Genomic DNA, 21,380 nt, shown 5'->3' on the forward strand with positions numbered 1-21,380 from the left:
ATATCAAATCACGGAATCAAACTATCTACCAGAAGTTGAATGCTAGTATTTAATGCCTCGTTAGCGAACTTCTTATTTCTCAAGCTATGATTACACACCGCTTCAGTTTGCGTAGAAAAATCAGAATAGTGCTGAGTGACTGCCCAAATATGAAAAATCAAATGGATGGCAGACACGGACTTAATCTTGTTATCTGCAATCCAGCCATCAATCACTGCCACCTTTTCACGAACCAAAGACCTCAAAGGGCCTTTTAATACAGCCATCAAATGAGGCGCTCCTTGTATAATCTCTAACGCATATAGTCTCGATGCTGCCGGTGATTTTTTTGAGATTTTATACTTTTCTTCAATATAGATCTTAAGGGCAATCCTTGGATCTTGGTTGGCGTTAATCTCACTCAAAGGCGATAGCCACTTACTCAGCACCTTTTCTAAAACAGCAACATACAGAACTTCTTTACTTTGGAAGTAATAAAATATATTCGATTTAGATATGTCAGCTTCTTCGGCAATTTGCTCCATGCGCGCGCCATTTAATCCCTCTTGGGAAAATACGATCAATGCAGCGTTAATGATATGTTCTTTCTTTTTTAATATCTTTGCACTCGTCTCTGTCTCTTCTTTTAGTGCGTATTCTTTCACTATATTTTCCCTCATCGTAAAGCCATATGAACCCAATTTTAAATGATAGTTGATTCAATTTAAAAAAGGGTCGAAGCAACCAAAGGCAGATGCTACTGGTTGATCAAAACAGGTATGCCAACTACTTCAACAGCGAGCAATACCATATCGGTTTACAGGTTCATCGACTAAAGCAACCTGCTGTTAACCAGTCTTTTCTGCTGCTTATTCCACCTTATCTTCATTCAAACCATCATCAAAATGTACTTATAAACAATTTATACATTTGTGCACTATTTTATAACACTTTGCACCAATTTATAACAGCTCGCACTATTTCTCTGCATATTTTTAGACCATATGGTTCAATAATTTTTGTATGAAAAGAATATAAGTTATTGATAAAAAATAATTAATTAATTTGGCATAAATTATGCTACATAAAAAAATGAAATAATCTTTATTTCTTTTATCGCTCTTTTCTTCCTCAAACATATAGGTGAAATCATGGAAATAGGTATTTTTTGTCCGATTGGCAACAACGGCTGGTTAATTTCAAAAAACGCGCCGCAATACAAACCAACATTTGAGCTAAATAAACAAATTGTGCAACGGGCTGAGCACTATGGGTTCGATTTTGCACTTTCGATGATCAAACTGCGCGGTTTTGGCGGAGAAACTGAGTTTTGGGATTACAACCTCGAGAGCTTTACTTTGATGGCAGGGTTGGCTGCGGTCACATCCAAGATAAAAATCTATGCCACATCGGCGACTTTGGTCATGCCACCTGCAATCGTAGCGAGAATGGCATCAACGCTTGATAGCATCTCAAACGGACGGTTTGGATTGAATGTCGTGACTGGCTGGCAAGAAGCAGAATATGGACAAATGGGCATGTGGCCTGGCGACGATTATTTTGGTAAGCGCTATGACTACCTATCTGAATATGTCCAAATTTTAAGAGATCTGTGGGCGACAGGCCAATCTGATTTGAAGGGTGAGTTCTTTCAGATGGATGACTGTCAAGTGAAGCCCATTCCAAAAGGGGATATGAAGATTATCTGTGCGGGCCAATCAGATACAGGCTTGGCATTCTCTGCACAATACGCTGACTATAATTTTGTCTTTGGTAAAGGGCTAAACACACCTACCGCTTATGCCGGTATCAATGATCGTTTAAAGGTACACACGGACAAGACGGGTCGTAATGTTCCGACCTACGTCCTCTTTATGGTCATTGCAGATGAGACCGATGAAAAAGCACAGGCAAAATGGCAGTCGTACAATGACGGTGCGGATTTCGAAGCCATTGATTGGTTGCAGTCACAAGGTGGTAAAGACAAAACATCAGGCAAAGATACCAATATTCGCCATATGGCCTCAAGCGTTTCACCAGTCAATATCAACATGGGTACGCTGGTCGGCTCTTTTGAAAATGTCGCCAGCATGTTAGATGAAGTCGGTGAGATACAAGGTACGGATGGCGTCCTATTGACCTTTGATGACTTTGTGCAAGGTGTTGAAGATTTTGGCAGTAAGATTCAGCCCCTTATGAAGAGCCGTATCAATGTAGATACCCCAGTGGCCAGTCAAGCTGTCAGCGAAGCCTAATAAAAGGAGCGGATATGAATTCGGTTAATACAATTTGTGCAGACTTTACCAAGGAATCTTCTCCTGTTTTAGAGTCTTTGCCTGAACATATCAAGTTAGATCCCTCACAGACGGCGTTGATCGTAGTAGATATGCAAAACGCGTATGCCAGCCAAGGCGGTTATCTAGATTTGGCTGGGTTTGATGTCACAGCGACCAAACCCGTCATAGATAAAATCAAGCAAGCGGTGGATATTGCACACCAAGCTGGCATACAAGTCATCTATTTTAGAAATGGCTGGGACAATAAATATGTGGAAGCTGGTGGTAGTGGGTCGCCTAATTATCACAAATCAAACGCCTTAAAAACCATGCGTAAGAATCCTGAAATTGAAGGAACGTTATTGGCAAAAGGAGGCTGGGATTACGAGTTGGTCGACGAGCTGAGTCCTGCGCCGCAAGACATCGTTATAGACAAACCTCGATATAGCGGCTTTGCGAACACCAACTTCGATAGCGTATTGCGGTCACGAGGCATACGCAATCTACTGTTCACTGGTATCGCGACCAACGTCTGTGTTGAATCGACGCTTCGAGATGGATTTTTTCTTGAGTATTTTGGGGTGTTGTTAGATGACGCGTGTTATCAGGCAGGACCGGTAGAGGCTCATGAGGCCACACTATATAACGTAAAAACCTTTTTTGGTTGGGTCTCTGACGTTGCAAGCATGCAGCAGTGTTTTACAGATAGCTAACGTTTTAATTAGCCAGTTTTTAGCAACCTAAACCATGCTTTTCATACTTAACCTAACCGCAATAGGAATGTAGATATGTCTAAACAAGTGATTATCCCTGAAGGTACCAGCAAACCATTAGCTCCTTATGTACCCGCGACTAAGGCCGACAATATCGTTTATGTCTCCGGTACTTTGCCTTTCAATGAAAATAATGATGTCGTACATGTGGGTGATGCAGCTGCTCAAACTCGCCATGTGTTAACGACGATCAAAAACGTGATTCAAACTGCTGGCGGCGATATGGATGACGTGACATTTAATTCAATCTTTGTAAAAGATTGGGCAGATTATGACGCAGTCAATCAAGTCTATGCAGAATTCTTTCCCAATGAAAAGCCAGCGAGATTTTGTATCCAATGTGGATTGGTAAAACCAGATGCTTTGGTCGAAATTGCGTCCATAGCGCACATTGGATAAAAACCTGTTTAAAGATAACTGCAGTTAGTGAATTTAAAGTTACCTGACATCGAACCCACTAGCATTGGACTGTAGTAGGGCGCTTTAGTTGACTACACATGTGGCGGAATATTGTTTAAAAGGAAATGACAGATGAATACAGTAATTAAAGAAAGCCAAGTAACGCAATCCTCATTAATGAAACATAAGTCTAAAGAATCATTCACCTCTACGGCAGGAAACTTAACCGACATGCAGCAGTCTTTTAGAGATGCAATGAGCAAGTTGGCGGCTGCCGTGAACATTATTACCACTGAGGGCCCAGCAGGGCGGGCAGGGTTTACCGCCTCAGCGGTGTGCAGTGTCACTGACGAACCGCCAACCCTATTAGTATGTTTAAACAGAAGCGCGTCTGTATACAAATTTTTTAAAGAAAATATGGTGCTATGCGTCAACACACTTGGTCTTGAACATCAAGATTTAAGCGGTGTGTTCGGGGGTAAAAAGGCGTTAGAAGAAAGATTTGAGCAAGGCAATTGGTCCACGCTGTCAACCGGATCGCCTGTATTAGAAGATGCCAGTATCTCTTTTGATTGCAAGATTAAGCTTATTAGCTCGGTAGGAACCCACGATATTCTTATTTGTGAAGTATTGGATATCAAACACAAACCTGATTGTGAAAGTCTCATCTATTTCAATCGAGGCTACCATCAATTGAGTAAGTGCACGAATTAAGTAACATCCCTCTACTTTTTAAGGATATTTAAAATGGATAAATGGTTTGTTAAATGGCTTCCCTACACTGGGAACCTAGAAAAGACACCGGTAGGTATCAATGAATACTTACCAATGGGTAAAAGCGTGGTGTTAGGCGCACAGCACTCATTCGCCATGTTCGGTGCGACAATCTTAGCCCCGTTATTGATGGGATTCGATCCTAGCTTAACAATGCTTATCACTGGTATAGGCACGATACTTTTCTTTCTTATCACGGGCGGTCACGTACCCAGTTATTTGGGTTCTAGCTTTGCATTTATCGGGGCGGTCGCAGCAGTAACAGGGTATAGCGGCACGGGTATCAATCCAAATATTGGTATTGCACTTGGGGGCACACTAGTCTGCGGGGTCTTATATGCACTGATGGGTCTGCTAGTGATGAAAACAGGTGCAGGGTGGATTGAGAATTTGATGCCACCTGTAGTTACTGGGTCCATTGTGATGATTATCGGATTGAACCTAGCGCCTGTCACTATACAAAGTGTCATCGGCAATAGCTTTGACTCTTGGATGGCGTTGGTCACCGTATTATGTATTTGTTCAGTCGCCGTATTTACCAAAGGTATGGTCAGACGTCTGTTACTGTTAATCGGATTGGTCGCTGCCTATTTTATTTATTTCCTATTAACCAATGTTTTGGGTATGGGCAAGCCTATTGATTTTAGTCCAATTGCAAATGCCGCTTGGTTCGGTATTCCAACCCTTTATTCTCCTGTCTTTGAGACCAGTGCCATATTAGTCATTGCACCTGTCTTTATCATCTTGATCGCTGAGAACCTTGGGCATTTCAAAGCAGTAGAAGCCATGACTGGCAAAAGTATCTCGCCTTATATGGGTAGAGCGTTCTTCGCTGACGGCCTTTGTACCACGCTGTCAGCCTCGGTAGGCGGTACTGGTATGACGACTTATGCAGAAAACATCGGCGTGATGGCAGCGACCAAAATTTACTCTACCGTCGTCTTTGTCATAGCAGGTATCTTTGCAATCTTATTGGGTTTATCCCCTAAGTTTGGAACTTTAGTCAGCACCATCCCAGTGCCTATTTTGACCGGTGCTTCAATCGTTGTCTTTGGTTTAATTACGATTGCTGGTGCGCGCATTTGGATGAATGCAAAAATTGATTTTAGTAAGAATGGCAATATGTTGGTAGCCGCCGTCCCAGTAATCCTAGGTACTGGCAACTATTCATTAAACATTGCAGGCTTTGATTTGGGCGGTATCGGTACAGCGACTTTCTTAGCCATTCTTATGAACCTCGTTTTCAATTTTAAAAACAAACAAAAAGAGGTGAGCGTGACCACTGAGAGAGAAATCGCTACATCAGAGCCGCTCTTAAAACTCAATCCATAAATTTAAACCCTATTTGATATCACCTTAAGGAATCGTGTCATGAATATAGAACCACGCAGCGTACAACAATTGATCAATGGCGAATTTACCGAATCAACGACTACAGAATGGATTGATATCACCAATCCAGCTACGCAAGAAGTTATCGCTAAGGTACCACAGTCAACACCTGAGGAAATCGAGCAAGCCATCAAAACAGCATCTGAGGCCTTTCAGAGTTGGCGTGTCACACCTATCAGCAAACGAGCCCGTGTTTTTCTAAAGTATCAACAACTGATACGTGAACATATGGATGAGCTGGCAGCGCTACTGACTGAAGAACAAGGTAAGACACTGGCAGATGCGAGAGGTGATGTATTTAGAGGTCTTGAGGTCGTAGAGCACGCATCAGGTATCGGTAACTTGCAACAAGGTGGCTACATCGAAAACGTCGCCAGTAGTGTCGATATGTATACCGTTCAGCAACCGATAGGTGTCTGTGCAGGTATTACTCCCTTTAACTTTCCTGCCATGATACCGCTATGGATGTTTCCAATGGCCATCGCCACAGGCAACACGTTCATCTTAAAACCCTCTGAACAAAACCCAATCGTCACCATGAGATTGGTTGAGTTGGCGCTTGAGGCAGGTATCCCAAAAGGAGTGCTAAATGTGGTTCATGGTGGCAAAGATACCGTAGATGCCCTATGTGATCACCCAGACATAAAAGCGATATCTTTTGTTGGCTCAACCGCAGTGGGTAAGCATGTCTATGACCGAGCAGGTCAAGCGGGCAAGCGTGTACAGTGCATGATGGGTGCAAAAAACCATGCCGTTATCATGCCTGATGCCAATAAAGAACAAAGTCTGAATCAGCTAGCGGGGGCAGCATTTGGAGCAGCAGGGCAGCGCTGTATGGCACTGTCTGTCGTCGTCATGGTCGGCGCGTCTAAACAGTGGGTCGATGACATTATCGAAAAGTCATCGCAGCTGGTGGTTGCTGCTGGCAAGGATGACAAAGATTTAGGTCCTCTAATATCCAAGCAAGCCAAAGCTCGCGTTGAGCGTTTAATCCAAGCAGGCGTTGATGAAGGCGCAACCCTCAGATTAGATGGTCGCGGCTGTCAGGTAGAAGGTTACGAAGACGGCAACTTTGTTGGTCCGACCATTTTGGACAATGTAACCACTGACATGAGCTGTTATACCGAAGAGATCTTTGGCCCTGTTTTATGCATTATGTATGCCGACACGCTTGAGGAAGCTATTAAGATTATCAATACCAATCCAAATGGTAATGGTACCGCAATTTTCACCCAGTCTGGCGCCCATGCACATAAGTTCCAACAAGATATCGATGTTGGACAAGTCGGTATCAATTTACCAATTCCAGTACCGCTACCTATGTTTTCGTTTACAGGGTCTAGAGCCAGTAAGCTCGGTGACTTAGGTCCTTATGGCAAGCAAGCGGTGCAGTTTTATACACAGACTAAAACCGTGATATCACGCTGGTTTGATGAAGATGCTAGTGAAGGCGTAAATACCACTATCTCTATGAAGTAGGTATACGGCCGTATTAAACGTAGGACGTTATGTAGAGCGCGTGATTAATTGATAATAGGCTCTACATAACAACATACAAAAGCAAATATAAATGCAAATGGTGGATTTTATGAATATCAATACAATACCAGAAATCATTGAAGATATTAAAGCAGGCAAGATGGTCATAATCATGGATGATGAGGATCGGGAAAATGAAGGTGACCTGATCATGGCCGCCACTTTAGCCAAACCTGATGATATCAATTTTATGATCACCCATGCCAGAGGTTTGGTTTGTTTGACCTTGACCTCCGAGCGTTGCAAAAAATTAAAACTACCTCTCATGTGCAAAGACAATCAAGCACCTTACAGTACTAATTTCACCGTTTCCATTGACGCAGCAAAAGGCGTAAGTACCGGAATATCAACGGCAGACAGGGCTCAGACCATTAGAACTGCCGTGTCTCAAGACGTTACCTTTGATGACGTCGTAACCCCCGGTCATATTTTTCCATTAGTGGCTAAAGAAGGCGGTGTCTTAGAGCGGGCTGGGCATACCGAAGCAGGTTGTGACCTAACGAGACTGGCTGGTTTAGAACCTGCTGCGGTTATTGTAGAAATTATCAACCAAGATGGTGAAATGGCTCGTAGAAATAATCTGATGAAATTTGCCGATACTCATAATCTAAAGGTCGGCACCATAGACGCGTTAATTAAATATATTAAGTCTCAAGAGGCCATCGAGAGTAAAGGTGAAAGCGAAGTCGAAAACTTCGAAGAAACCGTAGCGTATGAATATGATGAAAGCGATGAGCGTACCGTTGAATTGATTTAGTCAGTTTAATTTAACTTGATTTTATAAGCTATTAGATATTTTTACCGCAATTTGAATTTTACTGAAATTGGATGAAACCCTATGTTAGTTAAAAAATATCCTTGTAAGAACGACACGTCAGAAACGGTCGTATTTAGTTCAGGTTTAGGCGGGCATGCTGATTTTTGGTTACCTCAAATTGAGAGTTTTACCGAGCATTATAATGTGATTTGTTATGAACAAGAGGGGGTATCACCTGATAGTGATCTCTTACCCGATGACTATTCTATGCAAGATTTAGCAGAACAATTAATTGAAATTTTAAAACAAGAAGGGCTGTCTAATTGTCATTTTGTCGGTCACGCACTTGGCGGATTTATCGGTATGGAAGTCGCTTATAAAGCGCCAGAATTGTTAGATAAACTAGTCATCTTAAATGGTTGGGAAAGCCTCGATCCTCACACTATTAAATGTTTTCGTATGCGAACCAGTTTGCTGCAAGATACAGGGGTAGAGGCATTCGTACGTGCCCAAGCAATATTTTTGTACCCACCGATCTGGATCTCAGACAACATAGACGCACTCACGCAAAAAGAAAATAAAGCCATCGCTCACTTTGCTCCCATTAAGAACGTCGTAACGAGATTAAAAGCTTTACAGTCTTATCAACCCTTAATCAACGCTAAGCATATCAAAAACAAAACGCTAGTTTTAAGCAATCTTGATGATGTGTTGGTGCCATGGCAACGCGGTCTGGCTTTAGCTGAAAATATGCAAAATGCCCAATTTGAGTTAATGGTGACGGGTGGCCATGCCAGTACAATCACAGAGACTTGCTCAACCAATAGCAAAATCCTTCAATTCTTATCCAAAAATTAATATCAATTAGGACGTACTATGACTGATTCCCTATCGTTAACCTCAGAAGGTCTTGACCAACTGTTTGGTAAGGCCAGATCCTTTAATGCTTGGCAAAAAAAAGACGTACCAGATGCACTACTTGAAGAGATCTATCACTTAGTTAAAATGGCACCTACCTCGGCCAACTGTTCACCGGCGCGGTTTGTATTTCTTAAATCTGATGACGCTAAAGCGCGCTTAGAGCCAGCACTATCATCAGGTAATATCGAAAAAACAATGACAGCACCTATCACAGTGATTGTCGCTTATGACAATGAGTTTTATGAGCAACTTCCCAAATTATTTCCACATACGGATGCCAGATCATGGTTCAACTCTAGCCCTGAGCTCATAAAAGAGACGGCGTTTAGAAACAGTTCTATGCAAGCGGCCTATCTGATTTTGGCTTGTAGAGCCTTGGGTTTAGATACGGGCCCGATGTCTGGATTCAATAATGAACTGGTAGATAAAACCTTTCTTGAGGGTAGCAAATGGACCTCAAATCTACTGATTAATATAGGTTATGGTCAAGAAGATCAATTGTATAGCCGTCTTCCAAGATTGGACTTTGATGAGGCTTGCCAGATCTTATAAACACAGACGACTCATCCATGTGAAAGGGTAGCTGTTTTCGACTGGGTTATTAAGTGAACCATAATGACGTTTAATAACTATTTTTGTTTAAAGATCTCTAAAAATAAAGGTTTTCCGCTACAGCCTTTATACTATAAGTACTAAGAAAGCCCGAATCTTGAGATTGAGGCTTTCTATATTTGGGAAGTATAAGCAAACTCGGAAAAACACTAAGGAAAATTCTGTTTACTGGTATCTTCAGTCCGTTAGATTAAAGCTTTCTATGTTAGTTTCGACAGCATTGTTCAGGGTAGCCTACAAAGATACTATGCATAGATATTCAATCGGTAAATATATATGAAGTTAAAGAATTATGCTTACTTATCGGAATAGACTATGAGTGGTCATGGCATAAAGTGGAAGAGTCTCTAGAACAGCACATCAATATTTCTTATTATCATTATTAGGCCACTGATGACCATTAGTATTAGCAGCATAATTCTAAACTGGCTAATACTAATACCTGCCAAAAAGCGTTTGCCAATAATATTACCAATCACGGCGCCCAGTCCTAATACAAGACCATACGCCCATATCTTGACGGTGAGTATCCCAAAAAAGGTGTAGCTGACGATTTGTACAATACCTACAAAGAAAGAATTAGCTGTTTTGGTGGCAATAAGGTTTTCTTTTTCTAGTCCAGCATTCATATAAAAAGGATTGAGTATCGGACCAAGACCACCTACCAATGTGCTCATAAAAGCAATAAAAAAGCCTAAAGGAATAAATCCTACTTTTGGCATATTGAACGTTTTAGCGACTTTACCGAACTTATATTGGAAAATAGTAGACACTAAAAATGCGCCAACCAATAGTTGAATCCAGCCAGCATCTAAACGACTAAAAACCAATGCGGCTAGCCATGCACCTACGATAGCGCTTGGGACATAATACTTGGTCAATGACCAATCAATATCATGCCAAAATAGATAAAGTCGTGAGGCATTACTCAGAAAGGTAGCCACGTTGATCACAGGTGGTGCAATCGCTGTCCCTACCATCGAAGAGGTAACTGGTATCAGCAACATAGCGCCGCCACCGCCGGATATAGTGGAGATAATAAAAGCAACCATGCCAGCGACAAACAAACCTACTAAGTGCCAAGTTGGAATGGTTTGCAATAACTCTAAGACAAAGAGCACTATAAAATCCTATTTCATAAGTGACATCAAGTAGTGATGTTTTGCTAATTTTGGACAGCTGACAAAAAGAGCTAGGAGTATTAAACAACTATTGCAAGTAGGGTGAAATTATCTCTAAAAAAACGGTGGCCATACATAGAGTATAACCACCGCCGGAGAGACATTTAGAGACGAAATAGCAAGAACTTATGCAGCAGTCTTTTTAAAACGCTTACGATACATTTTACGAATGATTGGCATGAATATCATGACAACTACCAGGCCCCATAGTGACACAGTGATTGGGCTACTCCATAGAATAGACATCTCACCTTGAGAAATAGACAAGGCACGTCTGAGGTTAGACTCCATTAGCTCTCCTAGTACATAACCTAGAATAAGGGCTGATAGAGGGAAATGTAGCTTGCGTAAGAAGTAACCAAATATCCCAAGTCCTACCATGAATACCATATCAAAGGTCGTGCTGTTGATAGAGTAAACACCAACGAAACTGATAGCAGCAATAGATGGTATCAAGATATAGTTTGGTACATTAAGTAGCTTAGAAAATACGCCAACCAAAGGAATATTCATTACTAACAAGATAACGTTACAGATGAATAATGAGGCAATCAGACCCCAAACGATGTCTGGCTGTTCGGTAAATAGCTGCGGACCTGGCGTGATATTATATAAAGTCAACGCACCCATCATGACTGCTGTCGTACCAGAACCAGGAACACCCAAGGTCAACATTGGTACGAATGAACCACAGGCTGATGCGTTGTTAGCCGCCTCTGGAGAGGCTAAACCACGAAGATCGCCTTCACCAAATTTGCCGCTGTCCCCAGCAATTTTGCGTTCACTAGCATAGGTCATCGCACTCGCGATAGTCGCACCTGCACCAGGTAAGATACCAACGAAGAAGCCCATTATGCCACTACGCACCATGGCGCCAATAGTAAAGAGAAACTCTTTTAGGTTGAATAAGCTACGCTTACCTTGCGCGATTATTTTCCCACCGGTACTTGTTCTTTCGAGCAAAATTAAGATTTCACTGACACTGAAAAAGCCAATAACGATCGTTGTGAACTGAATACCATCAGATAAATTGACTGAATCAAAGGTATAGCGATAGATACCTGTGACCGCATCGACACCAACAGTAGCCAGACCCAAGCCAATTAACGCTGACACTGCTGTTTTGATAGGCTGATCACCAACCAATCCACTCAAACAACAAATCGCGAATACCATTAATACGAAGTATTCAGCAGGTCCAAAAGACACTGCCCATTTAGCCAATAGAGGGGCAAACAACACCACACCAATGGTCGCAATCGTAGAACCAATAAACGAGGCAACTGCAGAGATGGATAAGGCGATGCCGGCCTTGCCTTGAACCGCTAGCGGGTTACCATCTAATGAGGTCATAACCGCCGCGGCAGATCCAGGCACGTTAAGTAGAATGGCAGAAATACGACCGCCATATTCGCAACCAAGATAAACAGCCGCCAGTAAGATAAGTGCACTCTCGGGTGGTAGACCAAGGGCAAAGGCAAAAGGCAATAGAATTGCCACACCATTAATAGGGCCAAGGCCAGGCAACATGCCTACAACTGTACCAATAAAAGCGCCAATGAGTGCAATCAGTAAGTTTTTGGGCAACATCGCTACGCCAAAACCTTGCATTAAAAAGTCAAAAGTTTCCATAATAGCTATCCCATTATTCCTGATAATATTCCAAGTGGCAGAATCACATCCAAAGCCATGTCAAATAAGACATACAGGGCGATACTGATCACAACTGAAAAGATAAGGCTTTTAATAGGATTTCCGGCAAATAGTAAACCAACCGCAAAACACATCAGTGTGGTAGCAATCACAAAACCTAAAGGCTCAAAAATTAAGCTATAAATCAATAATGCGCTGACACACAGCACAAGATTTCTAAGCACGACGTTGTTATAGCCCAAATCAATGACTTTCGTAAACCGTGCTGGACGAAAGGCAATAACCAAGGTCAAAAGCGCTGTAAGTGAGAAAATCAAAATAGGATAGGGTCTAGGGCCGATAGGATCATAGGCAATAGGAGCAACGTAACCAATAGCTAAATAGACCAAAAATAAGCTAAACAGCCCCATTAATCCAGAAAACGCACGTTCCATTGTCATAGAAGTTTTCCTTAAATTCCAAAATAAGAAGGTTGAGAGATGTCTCATCTGTCAACCTTCGATAAATACTATAAAAATCAGTATTCAATCATTAAGGGGATATGATCTGAGTAATGCTACTTAGCTGCAGCATCAACAAGACCGTACTCAGCAGATAATTCACGTAGCTCATCTGTACGTTTATAAACGTATGCTTCTAGCTCATCACCAGTCATAGAGAATGGTAGTAGCTCTTGCTGCTCGCGTAATTCAGCGAATTTTGGATCCGCAAGCATGTTATCAAAGCTTGCTTTCCACCAGTCATAAGCGGCAGGACTGACATCTGGACCCATGTAATAACCACGCATGACAGGCCAAGTAACGTCATAGCCTTGCTCTACAGCAGTAGGAATATCGGCCATAGTGCCGCCCAGTCTTTCATCTGCGAATACAGCCAATACACGTAATTTGCCAGCAGTGGCTTGTGGCATGATCTCAGCGATACCAGCACTTACGACAGTCACATGGTTACCCATGACCGCTGTAATAGCCTCGCCGCCACCTTCCATCGCAACATAAGTCATATCGCTAGGGTTGACACCAACCGCTTTGGCTAAAATAGCTGTCTGCATCCAGTCCTGACCACCAACACTACCACCAGCGGCAAAACTGATTGCTTTTGGATTTGACTTAAGCTCAGCAACCAATCCTGCCAAATCTTTGATAGGTGAGTCTGCATTGACAGCGATAGCACCATAATCAGTACCAACGGCTGCTAGCCATTTCACGTCTTTTTCGGTGAATTTACCAAATTTACCTTGCGATAAATTTAGGATAGAGCCAGTAGAAAAAGCAATGATTGCATCGTTATTAGCACGATCATTGGCAACGATTTTGTTATAAGCAACAGCACCTACACCGCCTGGCATATAAGTGACTCGCATTGGATCTTCTAATAGGCCGGTATCTCTTAGGCCAGCTTGAGCAAGTTTACAAGTCAAGTCAAAGCCACCGCCTGGTTTTGCTGGGGCGATACACTCTGGACGTGAAGGGGCGTCATAACTGGCATCAGATGCTGTCGTATCAGATTTATTACATGCGGTAAGGGTGAGTACAGAAAGGCCAAGAGCCAAATAGGATAGTTTGTTCACACGACACTCCTTGTGTATATTTTTAATGAATAGCTCAATAGAGTTTTGAGCAAAATAATAAAGTGATTACAGCTGAAGTTCAGATCATCCTGACAATAACTACTAAACTTCATAAAAGTAGATTTTTTAGCGTTTTGCAAAAGTAACAGAATATTATAAAAATAACAAGAAACATATGTATGTATACATGAATTTTATTTTAAGGTACTATCACAATGACTGATACAAAATTACTTATCGCCTTAGTATCAAGGGAAAGAAAAGACAGAAAAACCTTCCGAATACAAGATGATGATTTCGATAAAAACTAATGAATACAATGCCTTATAGGTGTTGATGGTTATGAGAGGTACATTAAAAATGTGCTAGGGTATGCTTTTTCGGATAAGGAAAAGAGCTAACTCGGTAGATGAATTCAGTGAGATAAGACTAAGCGCCATGACGGGCAATTCATTAGGTATTTAAGAAGTTTAGCCGTATATGTCAGTTAAAAGACAGCTGCATCAAAACTGTCTTTTGGGAGGGGTTTGCTTAAGGGTAGAGCGTGTTCCCATTCTCAACATAAGAACACATGCTAGTTAAAACAGCAGCTGAATAATGAAAATTGCTAATATACCAATACCAATATCTAAGGGTACCGCTTTGAATAGTAGCGCATTAAATAGCTTGTTTTTTTCTATAACTACTTGAGAAGCGCCTAACATTAGACTGCCTCCTGATGAGAAAGGAGAGAGTGATGAGCTTTGTGCTCCCACCACAATACAGGTAAATAACAATAGAGGGTTAAGTCCAGAGGCGACGGCTAAAGGCAGCACCATAGGAAATAGAGTAGGAGCGACTACGCCAAGTGTACTAGCAAAGATTGACATGATTGCGCTAATAACAAATACCAAAATTGGTATCATCCAGATAGGGACGTTGGTACTTAGCCATTCTGTTAGCTCGTAAATAACACCGATCTCAACGCCAAGGCCGATTAGCATGCCGACCCCACAAATCATAATAAGTGTATTCCAAGGAATTAAGGCAATTACTGTTTTTTCGTCACCTAATTTTAATAATAAACTGATTAAGGCGAAAATAATGGCGATAAAACCAATGTCAATCCGAGCGTTCAAAAACTGAATCGCTTCTATGTTAGGCATTAGTAGATTTAAGATGGGTACAATAAGCACGATAGCCATCATGATAAAAATCAGCATAATAGATTGTTTTTGCTTATTATCGAAAGGCTCTGGTACTATCGTTTGAATCGCAATTTTGCTATTTTTGGCATTAAAAAAGCAATAGATACCTAAAACGATCACTGGCATGAGAAAGGTAACTGCGAAGACACCTAAAACATAAGTAAAGGTATTATCATTTGCAACGCCGGCCCCGCGCATCAGCTCTCGAAAGATAACCCCGCTTTGTGAGGTGATAAAGTTAGCACCAGCCAATGCACCATAGTTAACAGATAAAGTAGCAATGACAAGATTCAAATTAGTACGTTTAGACAATAACAAAATCATAGGTGCCATTGTGGCTAAGACGGTGTAATAACCAGCCCCTAAGCCAGCAACGATCGTAGCAGCAAAGAAAATAACCAAGGGTAAAAACTCGGGAAAATGACGGCATCTATAGATCAAATGATTCGATAGTTTTTCTAAAGCGCCATTCGCTAAAGGAAAGTTATAGAAGAGAGTAACGGCAAAAATAACAAAGAAAATTTTGAGAGGCCACAGCTCAACAATTTCATAAGCGCTCATCCCCATACCGAAACAGCCGATGAGGTATGAGAATGCAATAGCAAATAGACCAATATTGATCTTGGTGGTATAGCCCAAAATAATACATATTACTATTGCGGCTAGAATATAAAGAGTCACGACTGCCCCTTGAGCTTAACTACATGAATTCTATAGAGAAATGTATCGACTTCTATAGGTAAAGAGCATTACGAGAATATTGACAAACAACTTTCTAGATTACAGAATCGTATAAGCCTGAAATGCACGTATAAATAAGTGGAATAATAGCAAAAAAAGTAATATGAATTAGATAAGATTGCCCACAAAGTGCCAGACAGTCGTTAGTATTGCAATGATATATAAGGTTTTCTTAGCGCTTAAGATAGAGTACTCCGTTATATTCCAAACTCTAGAATGATAACAATGCTTAAAAACAGTAAAACAATTCATAAACCCCTTAAATTGTGGTGAAATAATGCTAAAAAATTTAGAAAAATTTAAAATACCACGGTATGAGCAAGTACGATGGCACATTTTGACTTTATTGACAGAAAGTAAATGGGACGAAAACACACCTTTACCGACTGAGCAAGAGTTTGCAGACAAGTATCAAGTATCAGTCGGAACCGTTAGAAAAGCGGTTGAAAAGCTGGTCGACGATGGCGTATTAACCAAGTATCAAGGCAGAGGTACCTTTCTAAAGCGTCCAGATTTTGAAAGCTCATTATTACGGTTTTTCAAATTTCGTGATAAAGATGCCTGCTATGCGACACCGACAGGCGTGGTCAAAAAGGTCATGGTAATAGAGGGTATTGAAGAGATTAATGAAAAGCTAGATATTGGTAAGAATAAAGCGCTTATTTATATAGAACGTGTACGTATCATTGAGGGCAAAGTTTCGCTGAGTGAAAAAATTTGGTTACCTAAGAGTCGTTATCAAGCCTTTGTAAATCTAGAGCCTGAAGATTTTGAGAATCTGCTATATCCGTTCTACTATACTAAGTGTGGCCAGTTTGTCTCATCTGCCGTAGAGACTTTATTTTTTGTAGCCAATCACGTAGACCCTTATTTAGATAATAATGAGCAAGAAAACCTAGTGAAGGTATGCCGTATTGCTAAGAGTCTAGAAGGTGATCCTATCGAATATAGAGAGTCATATGGAATGGCAGAGAAGTTCAGCTATGAAGTTAATATTATTTAATAAATAGTAAGCCGTTAGTAGATTTCTTGTCTCAAGCTCAGGTAAGCTATCGTCTGAGTTAAAGGTATCATCGTGTTTTCAAACTAAAGAACGTAGTAAAAGATACGTTCTTTAGTTTTATTGTACCAGTCAAATAAAAACTAAAAAATCTAGGTTATAAAACGCCAATATACTCTTTTTACGTTTACCTTCAGGCGGCTTATTCACAACACTCTAAATCAATATCTATCAGATGAACAGCATATCTCATGTGATTGTGAGTTTAATGACATTACAAACTCGAAAGCAGAACACTTGTTTCGCTATTCAAAATGCCATCAATCTCTCTGACTTGACGCAGCACTTCATCAAATTCTCTCAAGCTTGTCGTGTGTATCTCTCCTACCAAGTCCCATGCCCCATTTGTCGTATGCAGCTTAATCAATTGAGGGATACCCCGCAGTTTCCTAATTACTTGTGAAGTAGACTTTCCTGTTACTTCAATCATCATCATCGCTTTGACCGTTTCTTTATCTAGTGCTTCATGCACTCGAATCGTAAATCCTAAAATAGCACCGTTGTGAATCAATCTATCCAATCTGTTTTGGACAGTGGCACGAGAGACTTTGAGTTTTTTAGCCAGGTTTGAGATGGTTGCTCGACCATCTTGTCGAAGTTCAGATATCAGTTCGCTATCTAAAGAGTCATAAGTGTAATACGCCATAAAAATGCTTCCTTCATTGGATTTTGACATTATGCTAAGTTGTACCTAACAATGTGTCAAAAAAATGTCCATATTTAGTAAATTATTGACATTTTAACTGACAATTATAATTGGTAGCATATTAATTGTCGGTTAAATAAATAATATTCAAGGAATGGAGCAAAATTAATGTCTAAATTTATCGTATCACAGAAGCAGGGTGTGCCATTTGTTAGCGTACAGGCGATGGCTGAAATCATTAGTAATTATGGTATAGAACAGACCATACAAGAATTGGTAGATGCTTTAGAACAAGATTTTTCTCGTTGGGATAGTTTTGAAAAATCCAGTCGCTTTGCTTCTCATTCCAAAGACGGTGTCATAGAGTTGATGCCTGTCAGCGATGGTGAAATGTTTGCGTGCAAATATGTCAATGGCCATCCTATCAACACCAAGCGCGATTTGCAGACGGTAGCCGCTTTTGGCTTATTGTCTGATGTCGATACCGGCTATCCCATTCTGTTGACAGAAATGTGTATCTTAACCGCCTTACGCACGGCGGCGACTTCTGCATTGGTTGCCAAACATTGTGCGCCTAAAAACGCCCAGACTTTAGCGCTTATCGGTAATGGTGCTCAGGGTGAGTTCCAAGCAATGGGTATGAAGGCAGTCGTGGGTATCTCAAAAGTACGTTTATACGATGTTGACCCAGCCGCATCTGAAAAAGTAGCGCATAACCTTGCCGATTCAGGTCTAGAGATTACTATTTGCAAAACGGTAGAAGAAGCGGTCGAAGGTGCAGATATCATCACCACTTGTACCGCAGATAAGAAAAACGCCACCATCCTCCGTGATGATATGGTTAAAAAAGGCGTCTATATTAATGCCATCGGTGGTGACTGTCCTGGCAAAACAGAGCTGGATGCCAATATCTTGTTAAGAGCCGATCATGTGATTGTGGAGTTTGAACCACAAACTCGTATTGAAGGCGACATTCAGCAGCTCTCTCAAGATTTCCCTGTGACAGAGTTTCACCGCATCGTAAATGGTGAAAAAGAAGTACGCACCAATGAAGATAACTTGGTTGTATTTGATGGTGTTGGTTTTGCTTCAGAAGACTTTACGGCTTTGGTATTTTTGCGTGATTTGATCAAAAAGCAGGACGCATATGAGCTGCTTGACTTGATTCCTCAGCAACAAGACCCTAAAAACCTCTATTCGGTCGTCAAAGCTCATAGCAAAGATCGTAGCCTAGAGTCGGATGAAGCGATGGCCGCATCATAGGTAATTTGAATATAGAAAAATAGGAGTTCAATGCCAGATTTGGACTCAAATGATGAAAAAATTGTTTTATTTAATAGAGACAAAATAATGAATGATTTAATGAAAAACGTGCGAATAGTAGAAGTTTATTCAGATGTCGCAGGGCATAAAAAAGGCGCGTCACTAGGAATCGATGCATTGCGCGCGTCATCAAAAGAAATGAATGCAGACTACTATGAAAAATTGCAACTTGATAGTATAAAAAATGAATATATACATGAAGAAGAGTCATCATTTAAGCATGCAAAATACGCCGATGTAATTGAACCTGTTATTTCTAAATTGGCGCATAAAATCAAAGATATAAGAAATGAAAATCAATTTCCAATTGTTATTGCAGGTGATCATTCTAGCTGCGCAGGTACGATGCATGGTCTAAAAATGGCGCATCCTGATGCTGAAATCGGCGTGGTTTATATAGACGCTCACGCTGATTTTCACTCACCATATACCAGTGGATCAGGAAATATGCATGGCATGCCTTTGGCGATGGCCTGTGCCATTGATAATTTGGAATGTCAGCGTAACGAGCTTTCTGAAAAAGAAAAAGAGTATTGGGAAAAGTTGAAGTTTATGGCATCAAGCGAGCCATCAATTAAGCCAGAAAATGTGGTTTTTTGCGCCGTTAGAGATTATCAAGAAGAAGAGATGGATCTAATTAGAAGACATAAAATCCCTTTATATAGCGTGGCTGAGATAACCCAAAAAGGTATCAGTTCTACCGTAGAGGAAATCTTCAAAAAACTAGAATATTGCGATCATATCTATGTGTCATTTGATGTTGATAGTGTCGACCCTTTATATGTGCCAGGCACCGGTACGCCTGCAATGAATGGTCTGTCATACGAACAAGCGATGCAACTTAATATAGAGCTAATCAAGAATAAGAAAGTATGCTGCTGGGAAATGGCAGAGATAAATCCTTTGTACAACAACTCAAAAGATGACTCGACCAGAATATTTAAAATTTTAGAGAAAGTGACCCACACACTTTTGAGTAACTATTAGCATTAAATATTTAAAATGAGTAAAAGAATCTAGCCTAAAGGGGTTTGTTAAAACCTTCTTTAGGTTGGTTAAAAAGGACTGCGAGTAAAAATAATATGGACATTATTAAAGCCAGCGCTGCAAGTCGAGATGTTAGCGGTATCAATATCAGACAATTTTTGAAGTTCTTTATCCCATCTATCATAGGTTTGATGCTTTTCGTATTTCCAATTCCTTATGTTGACGGTAAGTTTGTCACCTATGCAGAAGGATTTACCATTCCTATATCTGTATTGAAGGATTATATACAGGGTTATATCGGTGACCTTTTGCCGTTATTGGTTGTCACCTCAATCATGATTACCTTGTGTTGTACGTTATATACTAAAATCATGAAACCTGCATTTATTTTGAATAATGCGTTTCTAAATAATTTATTAAACGTTACAACGCCTTGGCTTATCATTAGAATGCTTGGTGCATTTTTCGTTGTCGTGACCTATTTTAAATTTGGGTTTGAAGCAATATATTCAGACAATATTGGCGGCTTAATATTATATGAGTTAATGCCCATACTTTTTATTGTATTTTTCTTAGCTGGATTGCTGCTACCGTTATTGCTTGATTTTGGCTTATTAGAATTTTTCGGGGTTCTACTAAGCAAAGTAATGAGACCTTTGTTTGGCTTACCAGGTAGGTCATCTGTAGATTGTCTAACGTCATGGTTGGGCGATGGCACTATCGGTGTGTTATTAACCGATAAACAATTGGAAGGTGGGTTCTATACCAAAAAAGAAGCGGCAATTATTGCTACAAGTTTTTCAGCAGTGTCGATTACATTCTGTTTGGTTGTCATCTCTCAGGTTAAGCTCGAAAGCTACTTTATCAATATGATTGGGGTCGTTGCTTTATGCGGCATTGTTTGTGCGCTAATAGTTCCAAGGTTATTGCCTTTATCTAGAATTGAAGATACTTATACTATCGAAAACAGTGATAGAGATCATGAAACCATTCCCGAAGGAAAAACATTATTCACCCACAGTTTGCATAAAGCTGTCCAAAAAGCAGATAAGAGTCCAAGCTTTCTTACTTTCTTAAGAGATGGGCTAAAAAATATTTTGGATATGTGGATTGGGATATTGCCTGTCGTTATGGCAATCGGCACTATGGGTTTAATCGTTGCAGAAGAAACACCTGTATTTGATTATCTAGGTATGCCTTTTATTCCATTCTTAGAGTTATTGAATATACCGTTTGCCGCAGAAATGTCAAAAACGATCATGGTAGGTTTTGCCGATATGTTCTTGCCAGCTATTATCGGTTCTTCAATAGAGTCAGAATTAACGCGATTCGTCATCGCTTGCTTGTCAGTGTCTCAATTGATCTATATGTCAGAAGTGGGCGGATTGATTTTAGGGACAAAAATTCCAGTGAGCTTTTTTCAGTTATTAGTCATTTTTCTATTAAGAACTATTATCTCATTACCAATCATTGCGGTATGTGCTCATATGATTTTTTAAATAGAGCTTTCTAAAAGCTAGCTACAACACGTTTGAGTAGAGAATCAGCAGTAAAAAACCACCTTGATAGATGGTTTTTTGCTATCAGTCTCAATCTACAGTTTAATTTAA

At 40.6% G+C, this 21,380-nt stretch carries 19 protein-coding genes and 1 pseudogene; 13 read left to right on the forward strand and 7 right to left on the reverse strand.

Annotated features, from left to right (window positions below; genetic code table 11):
• Nucleotides 1-8: 8 nt before the first annotated feature.
• Complete coding sequence (locus tag I3254_RS04975) at nucleotides 9-644, reverse strand: TetR family transcriptional regulator C-terminal domain-containing protein (protein WP_238051812.1); 636 nt, start codon at nucleotides 642-644, stop codon at nucleotides 9-11.
• A gap of 486 nt (nucleotides 645-1,130) precedes the next feature.
• Between I3254_RS04975 and rutA the strand changes: the two genes are divergently transcribed.
• From rutA to I3254_RS05020, 9 genes and pseudogenes are all read left to right on the forward strand, one after another.
• Complete coding sequence (gene rutA, locus I3254_RS04980) at nucleotides 1,131-2,234, forward strand: pyrimidine utilization protein A (RefSeq protein WP_197217111.1); 1,104 nt, start codon at nucleotides 1,131-1,133, stop codon at nucleotides 2,232-2,234.
• Between the two features lie 14 nt (nucleotides 2,235-2,248).
• Nucleotides 2,249-2,968 (forward strand): pyrimidine utilization protein B, encoded by a 720-nt coding sequence (gene rutB / locus I3254_RS04985; protein WP_238051814.1) that lies wholly within the window; start codon nucleotides 2,249-2,251, stop codon nucleotides 2,966-2,968.
• Nucleotides 2,969-3,043: 75 nt separating this feature from the next.
• On the forward strand, nucleotides 3,044-3,427 hold the full coding sequence (gene rutC / locus I3254_RS04990) for a pyrimidine utilization protein C (protein WP_238051815.1): 384 nt from the start codon (nucleotides 3,044-3,046) through the stop codon (nucleotides 3,425-3,427).
• Between the two features lie 132 nt (nucleotides 3,428-3,559).
• Nucleotides 3,560-4,141 (forward strand): NADH-dependent FMN reductase RutF, encoded by a 582-nt coding sequence (gene rutF, locus I3254_RS04995; RefSeq protein ID WP_201599295.1) that lies wholly within the window; start codon nucleotides 3,560-3,562, stop codon nucleotides 4,139-4,141.
• A 24-nt stretch (nucleotides 4,142-4,165) separates the two neighbouring features.
• Nucleotides 4,166-5,533 (forward strand): solute carrier family 23 protein, encoded by a 1,368-nt coding sequence (locus I3254_RS05000; RefSeq protein ID WP_238051871.1) that lies wholly within the window; start codon nucleotides 4,166-4,168, stop codon nucleotides 5,531-5,533.
• Between the two features lie 39 nt (nucleotides 5,534-5,572).
• Nucleotides 5,573-7,072 (forward strand): CoA-acylating methylmalonate-semialdehyde dehydrogenase, encoded by a 1,500-nt coding sequence (locus tag I3254_RS05005; RefSeq protein ID WP_238051818.1) that lies wholly within the window; start codon nucleotides 5,573-5,575, stop codon nucleotides 7,070-7,072.
• Nucleotides 7,073-7,181: 109 nt separating this feature from the next.
• Nucleotides 7,182-7,799 (forward strand): annotated as a pseudogene (gene ribB / locus I3254_RS05010) (3,4-dihydroxy-2-butanone-4-phosphate synthase); the annotation flags it as partial.
• Between the two features lie 171 nt (nucleotides 7,800-7,970).
• Nucleotides 7,971-8,747 (forward strand): pyrimidine utilization protein D, encoded by a 777-nt coding sequence (gene rutD, locus I3254_RS05015; protein WP_238051821.1) that lies wholly within the window; start codon nucleotides 7,971-7,973, stop codon nucleotides 8,745-8,747.
• 18 nt (nucleotides 8,748-8,765) lie between these two features.
• Entirely contained in the window at nucleotides 8,766-9,362 is a 597-nt protein-coding gene (locus I3254_RS05020; RefSeq protein WP_238051824.1) for a malonic semialdehyde reductase, read from the forward strand.
• 407 nt (nucleotides 9,363-9,769) lie between these two features.
• On the opposite strand, the gene I3254_RS05025 is transcribed toward I3254_RS05020, so the two are convergent.
• From I3254_RS05025 to I3254_RS05045, 5 genes are all read right to left on the reverse strand, one after another.
• The gene (locus I3254_RS05025) at nucleotides 9,770-10,543 is read right to left on the reverse strand and encodes a sulfite exporter TauE/SafE family protein (RefSeq protein WP_238051826.1); all 774 of its coding nucleotides are present in this window, start codon (nucleotides 10,541-10,543) and stop codon (nucleotides 9,770-9,772) included.
• Between the two features lie 186 nt (nucleotides 10,544-10,729).
• Nucleotides 10,730-12,235, reverse strand: coding sequence for a tripartite tricarboxylate transporter permease (locus I3254_RS05030; protein ID WP_238051828.1), 1,506 nt, complete (start codon nucleotides 12,233-12,235; stop codon nucleotides 10,730-10,732).
• Between the two features lie 5 nt (nucleotides 12,236-12,240).
• Nucleotides 12,241-12,696 (reverse strand): tripartite tricarboxylate transporter TctB family protein, encoded by a 456-nt coding sequence (locus tag I3254_RS05035; protein WP_102092303.1) that lies wholly within the window; start codon nucleotides 12,694-12,696, stop codon nucleotides 12,241-12,243.
• Between the two features lie 116 nt (nucleotides 12,697-12,812).
• Complete coding sequence (locus I3254_RS05040; protein WP_238051831.1) at nucleotides 12,813-13,826, reverse strand: tripartite tricarboxylate transporter substrate binding protein; 1,014 nt, start codon at nucleotides 13,824-13,826, stop codon at nucleotides 12,813-12,815.
• A gap of 578 nt (nucleotides 13,827-14,404) precedes the next feature.
• The gene (locus I3254_RS05045; protein ID WP_238051833.1) at nucleotides 14,405-15,694 is read right to left on the reverse strand and encodes an SLC13 family permease; all 1,290 of its coding nucleotides are present in this window, start codon (nucleotides 15,692-15,694) and stop codon (nucleotides 14,405-14,407) included.
• Between the two features lie 337 nt (nucleotides 15,695-16,031).
• Between I3254_RS05045 and I3254_RS05050 the strand changes: the two genes are divergently transcribed.
• Nucleotides 16,032-16,757 carry a GntR family transcriptional regulator gene (locus I3254_RS05050; RefSeq protein ID WP_191113992.1) on the forward strand — a complete coding sequence of 242 codons (726 nt, stop codon included), beginning with the start codon at nucleotides 16,032-16,034 and terminating at the stop codon, nucleotides 16,755-16,757.
• A gap of 271 nt (nucleotides 16,758-17,028) precedes the next feature.
• On the opposite strand, the gene I3254_RS05055 is transcribed toward I3254_RS05050, so the two are convergent.
• Nucleotides 17,029-17,460, reverse strand: coding sequence for an Lrp/AsnC family transcriptional regulator (locus I3254_RS05055; protein ID WP_057761040.1), 432 nt, complete (start codon nucleotides 17,458-17,460; stop codon nucleotides 17,029-17,031).
• Between the two features lie 168 nt (nucleotides 17,461-17,628).
• Between I3254_RS05055 and I3254_RS05060 the strand changes: the two genes are divergently transcribed.
• From I3254_RS05060 to I3254_RS05070, 3 genes are all read left to right on the forward strand, one after another.
• The gene (locus I3254_RS05060) at nucleotides 17,629-18,723 is read left to right on the forward strand and encodes an ornithine cyclodeaminase (RefSeq protein ID WP_238051835.1); all 1,095 of its coding nucleotides are present in this window, start codon (nucleotides 17,629-17,631) and stop codon (nucleotides 18,721-18,723) included.
• A gap of 30 nt (nucleotides 18,724-18,753) precedes the next feature.
• Nucleotides 18,754-19,770 (forward strand): arginase, encoded by a 1,017-nt coding sequence (locus I3254_RS05065; RefSeq protein ID WP_238051837.1) that lies wholly within the window; start codon nucleotides 18,754-18,756, stop codon nucleotides 19,768-19,770.
• A 95-nt stretch (nucleotides 19,771-19,865) separates the two neighbouring features.
• Nucleotides 19,866-21,269 carry a YjiH family protein gene (locus I3254_RS05070; RefSeq protein ID WP_114700424.1) on the forward strand — a complete coding sequence of 468 codons (1,404 nt, stop codon included), beginning with the start codon at nucleotides 19,866-19,868 and terminating at the stop codon, nucleotides 21,267-21,269.
• The last annotated feature ends 111 nt before the right edge of the window (nucleotides 21,270-21,380 follow it).

Source organism: Psychrobacter sp. Ps2, from assembly GCF_022129405.1.
Taxonomy (GTDB): Bacteria; Pseudomonadota; Gammaproteobacteria; order Pseudomonadales; family Moraxellaceae; genus Psychrobacter.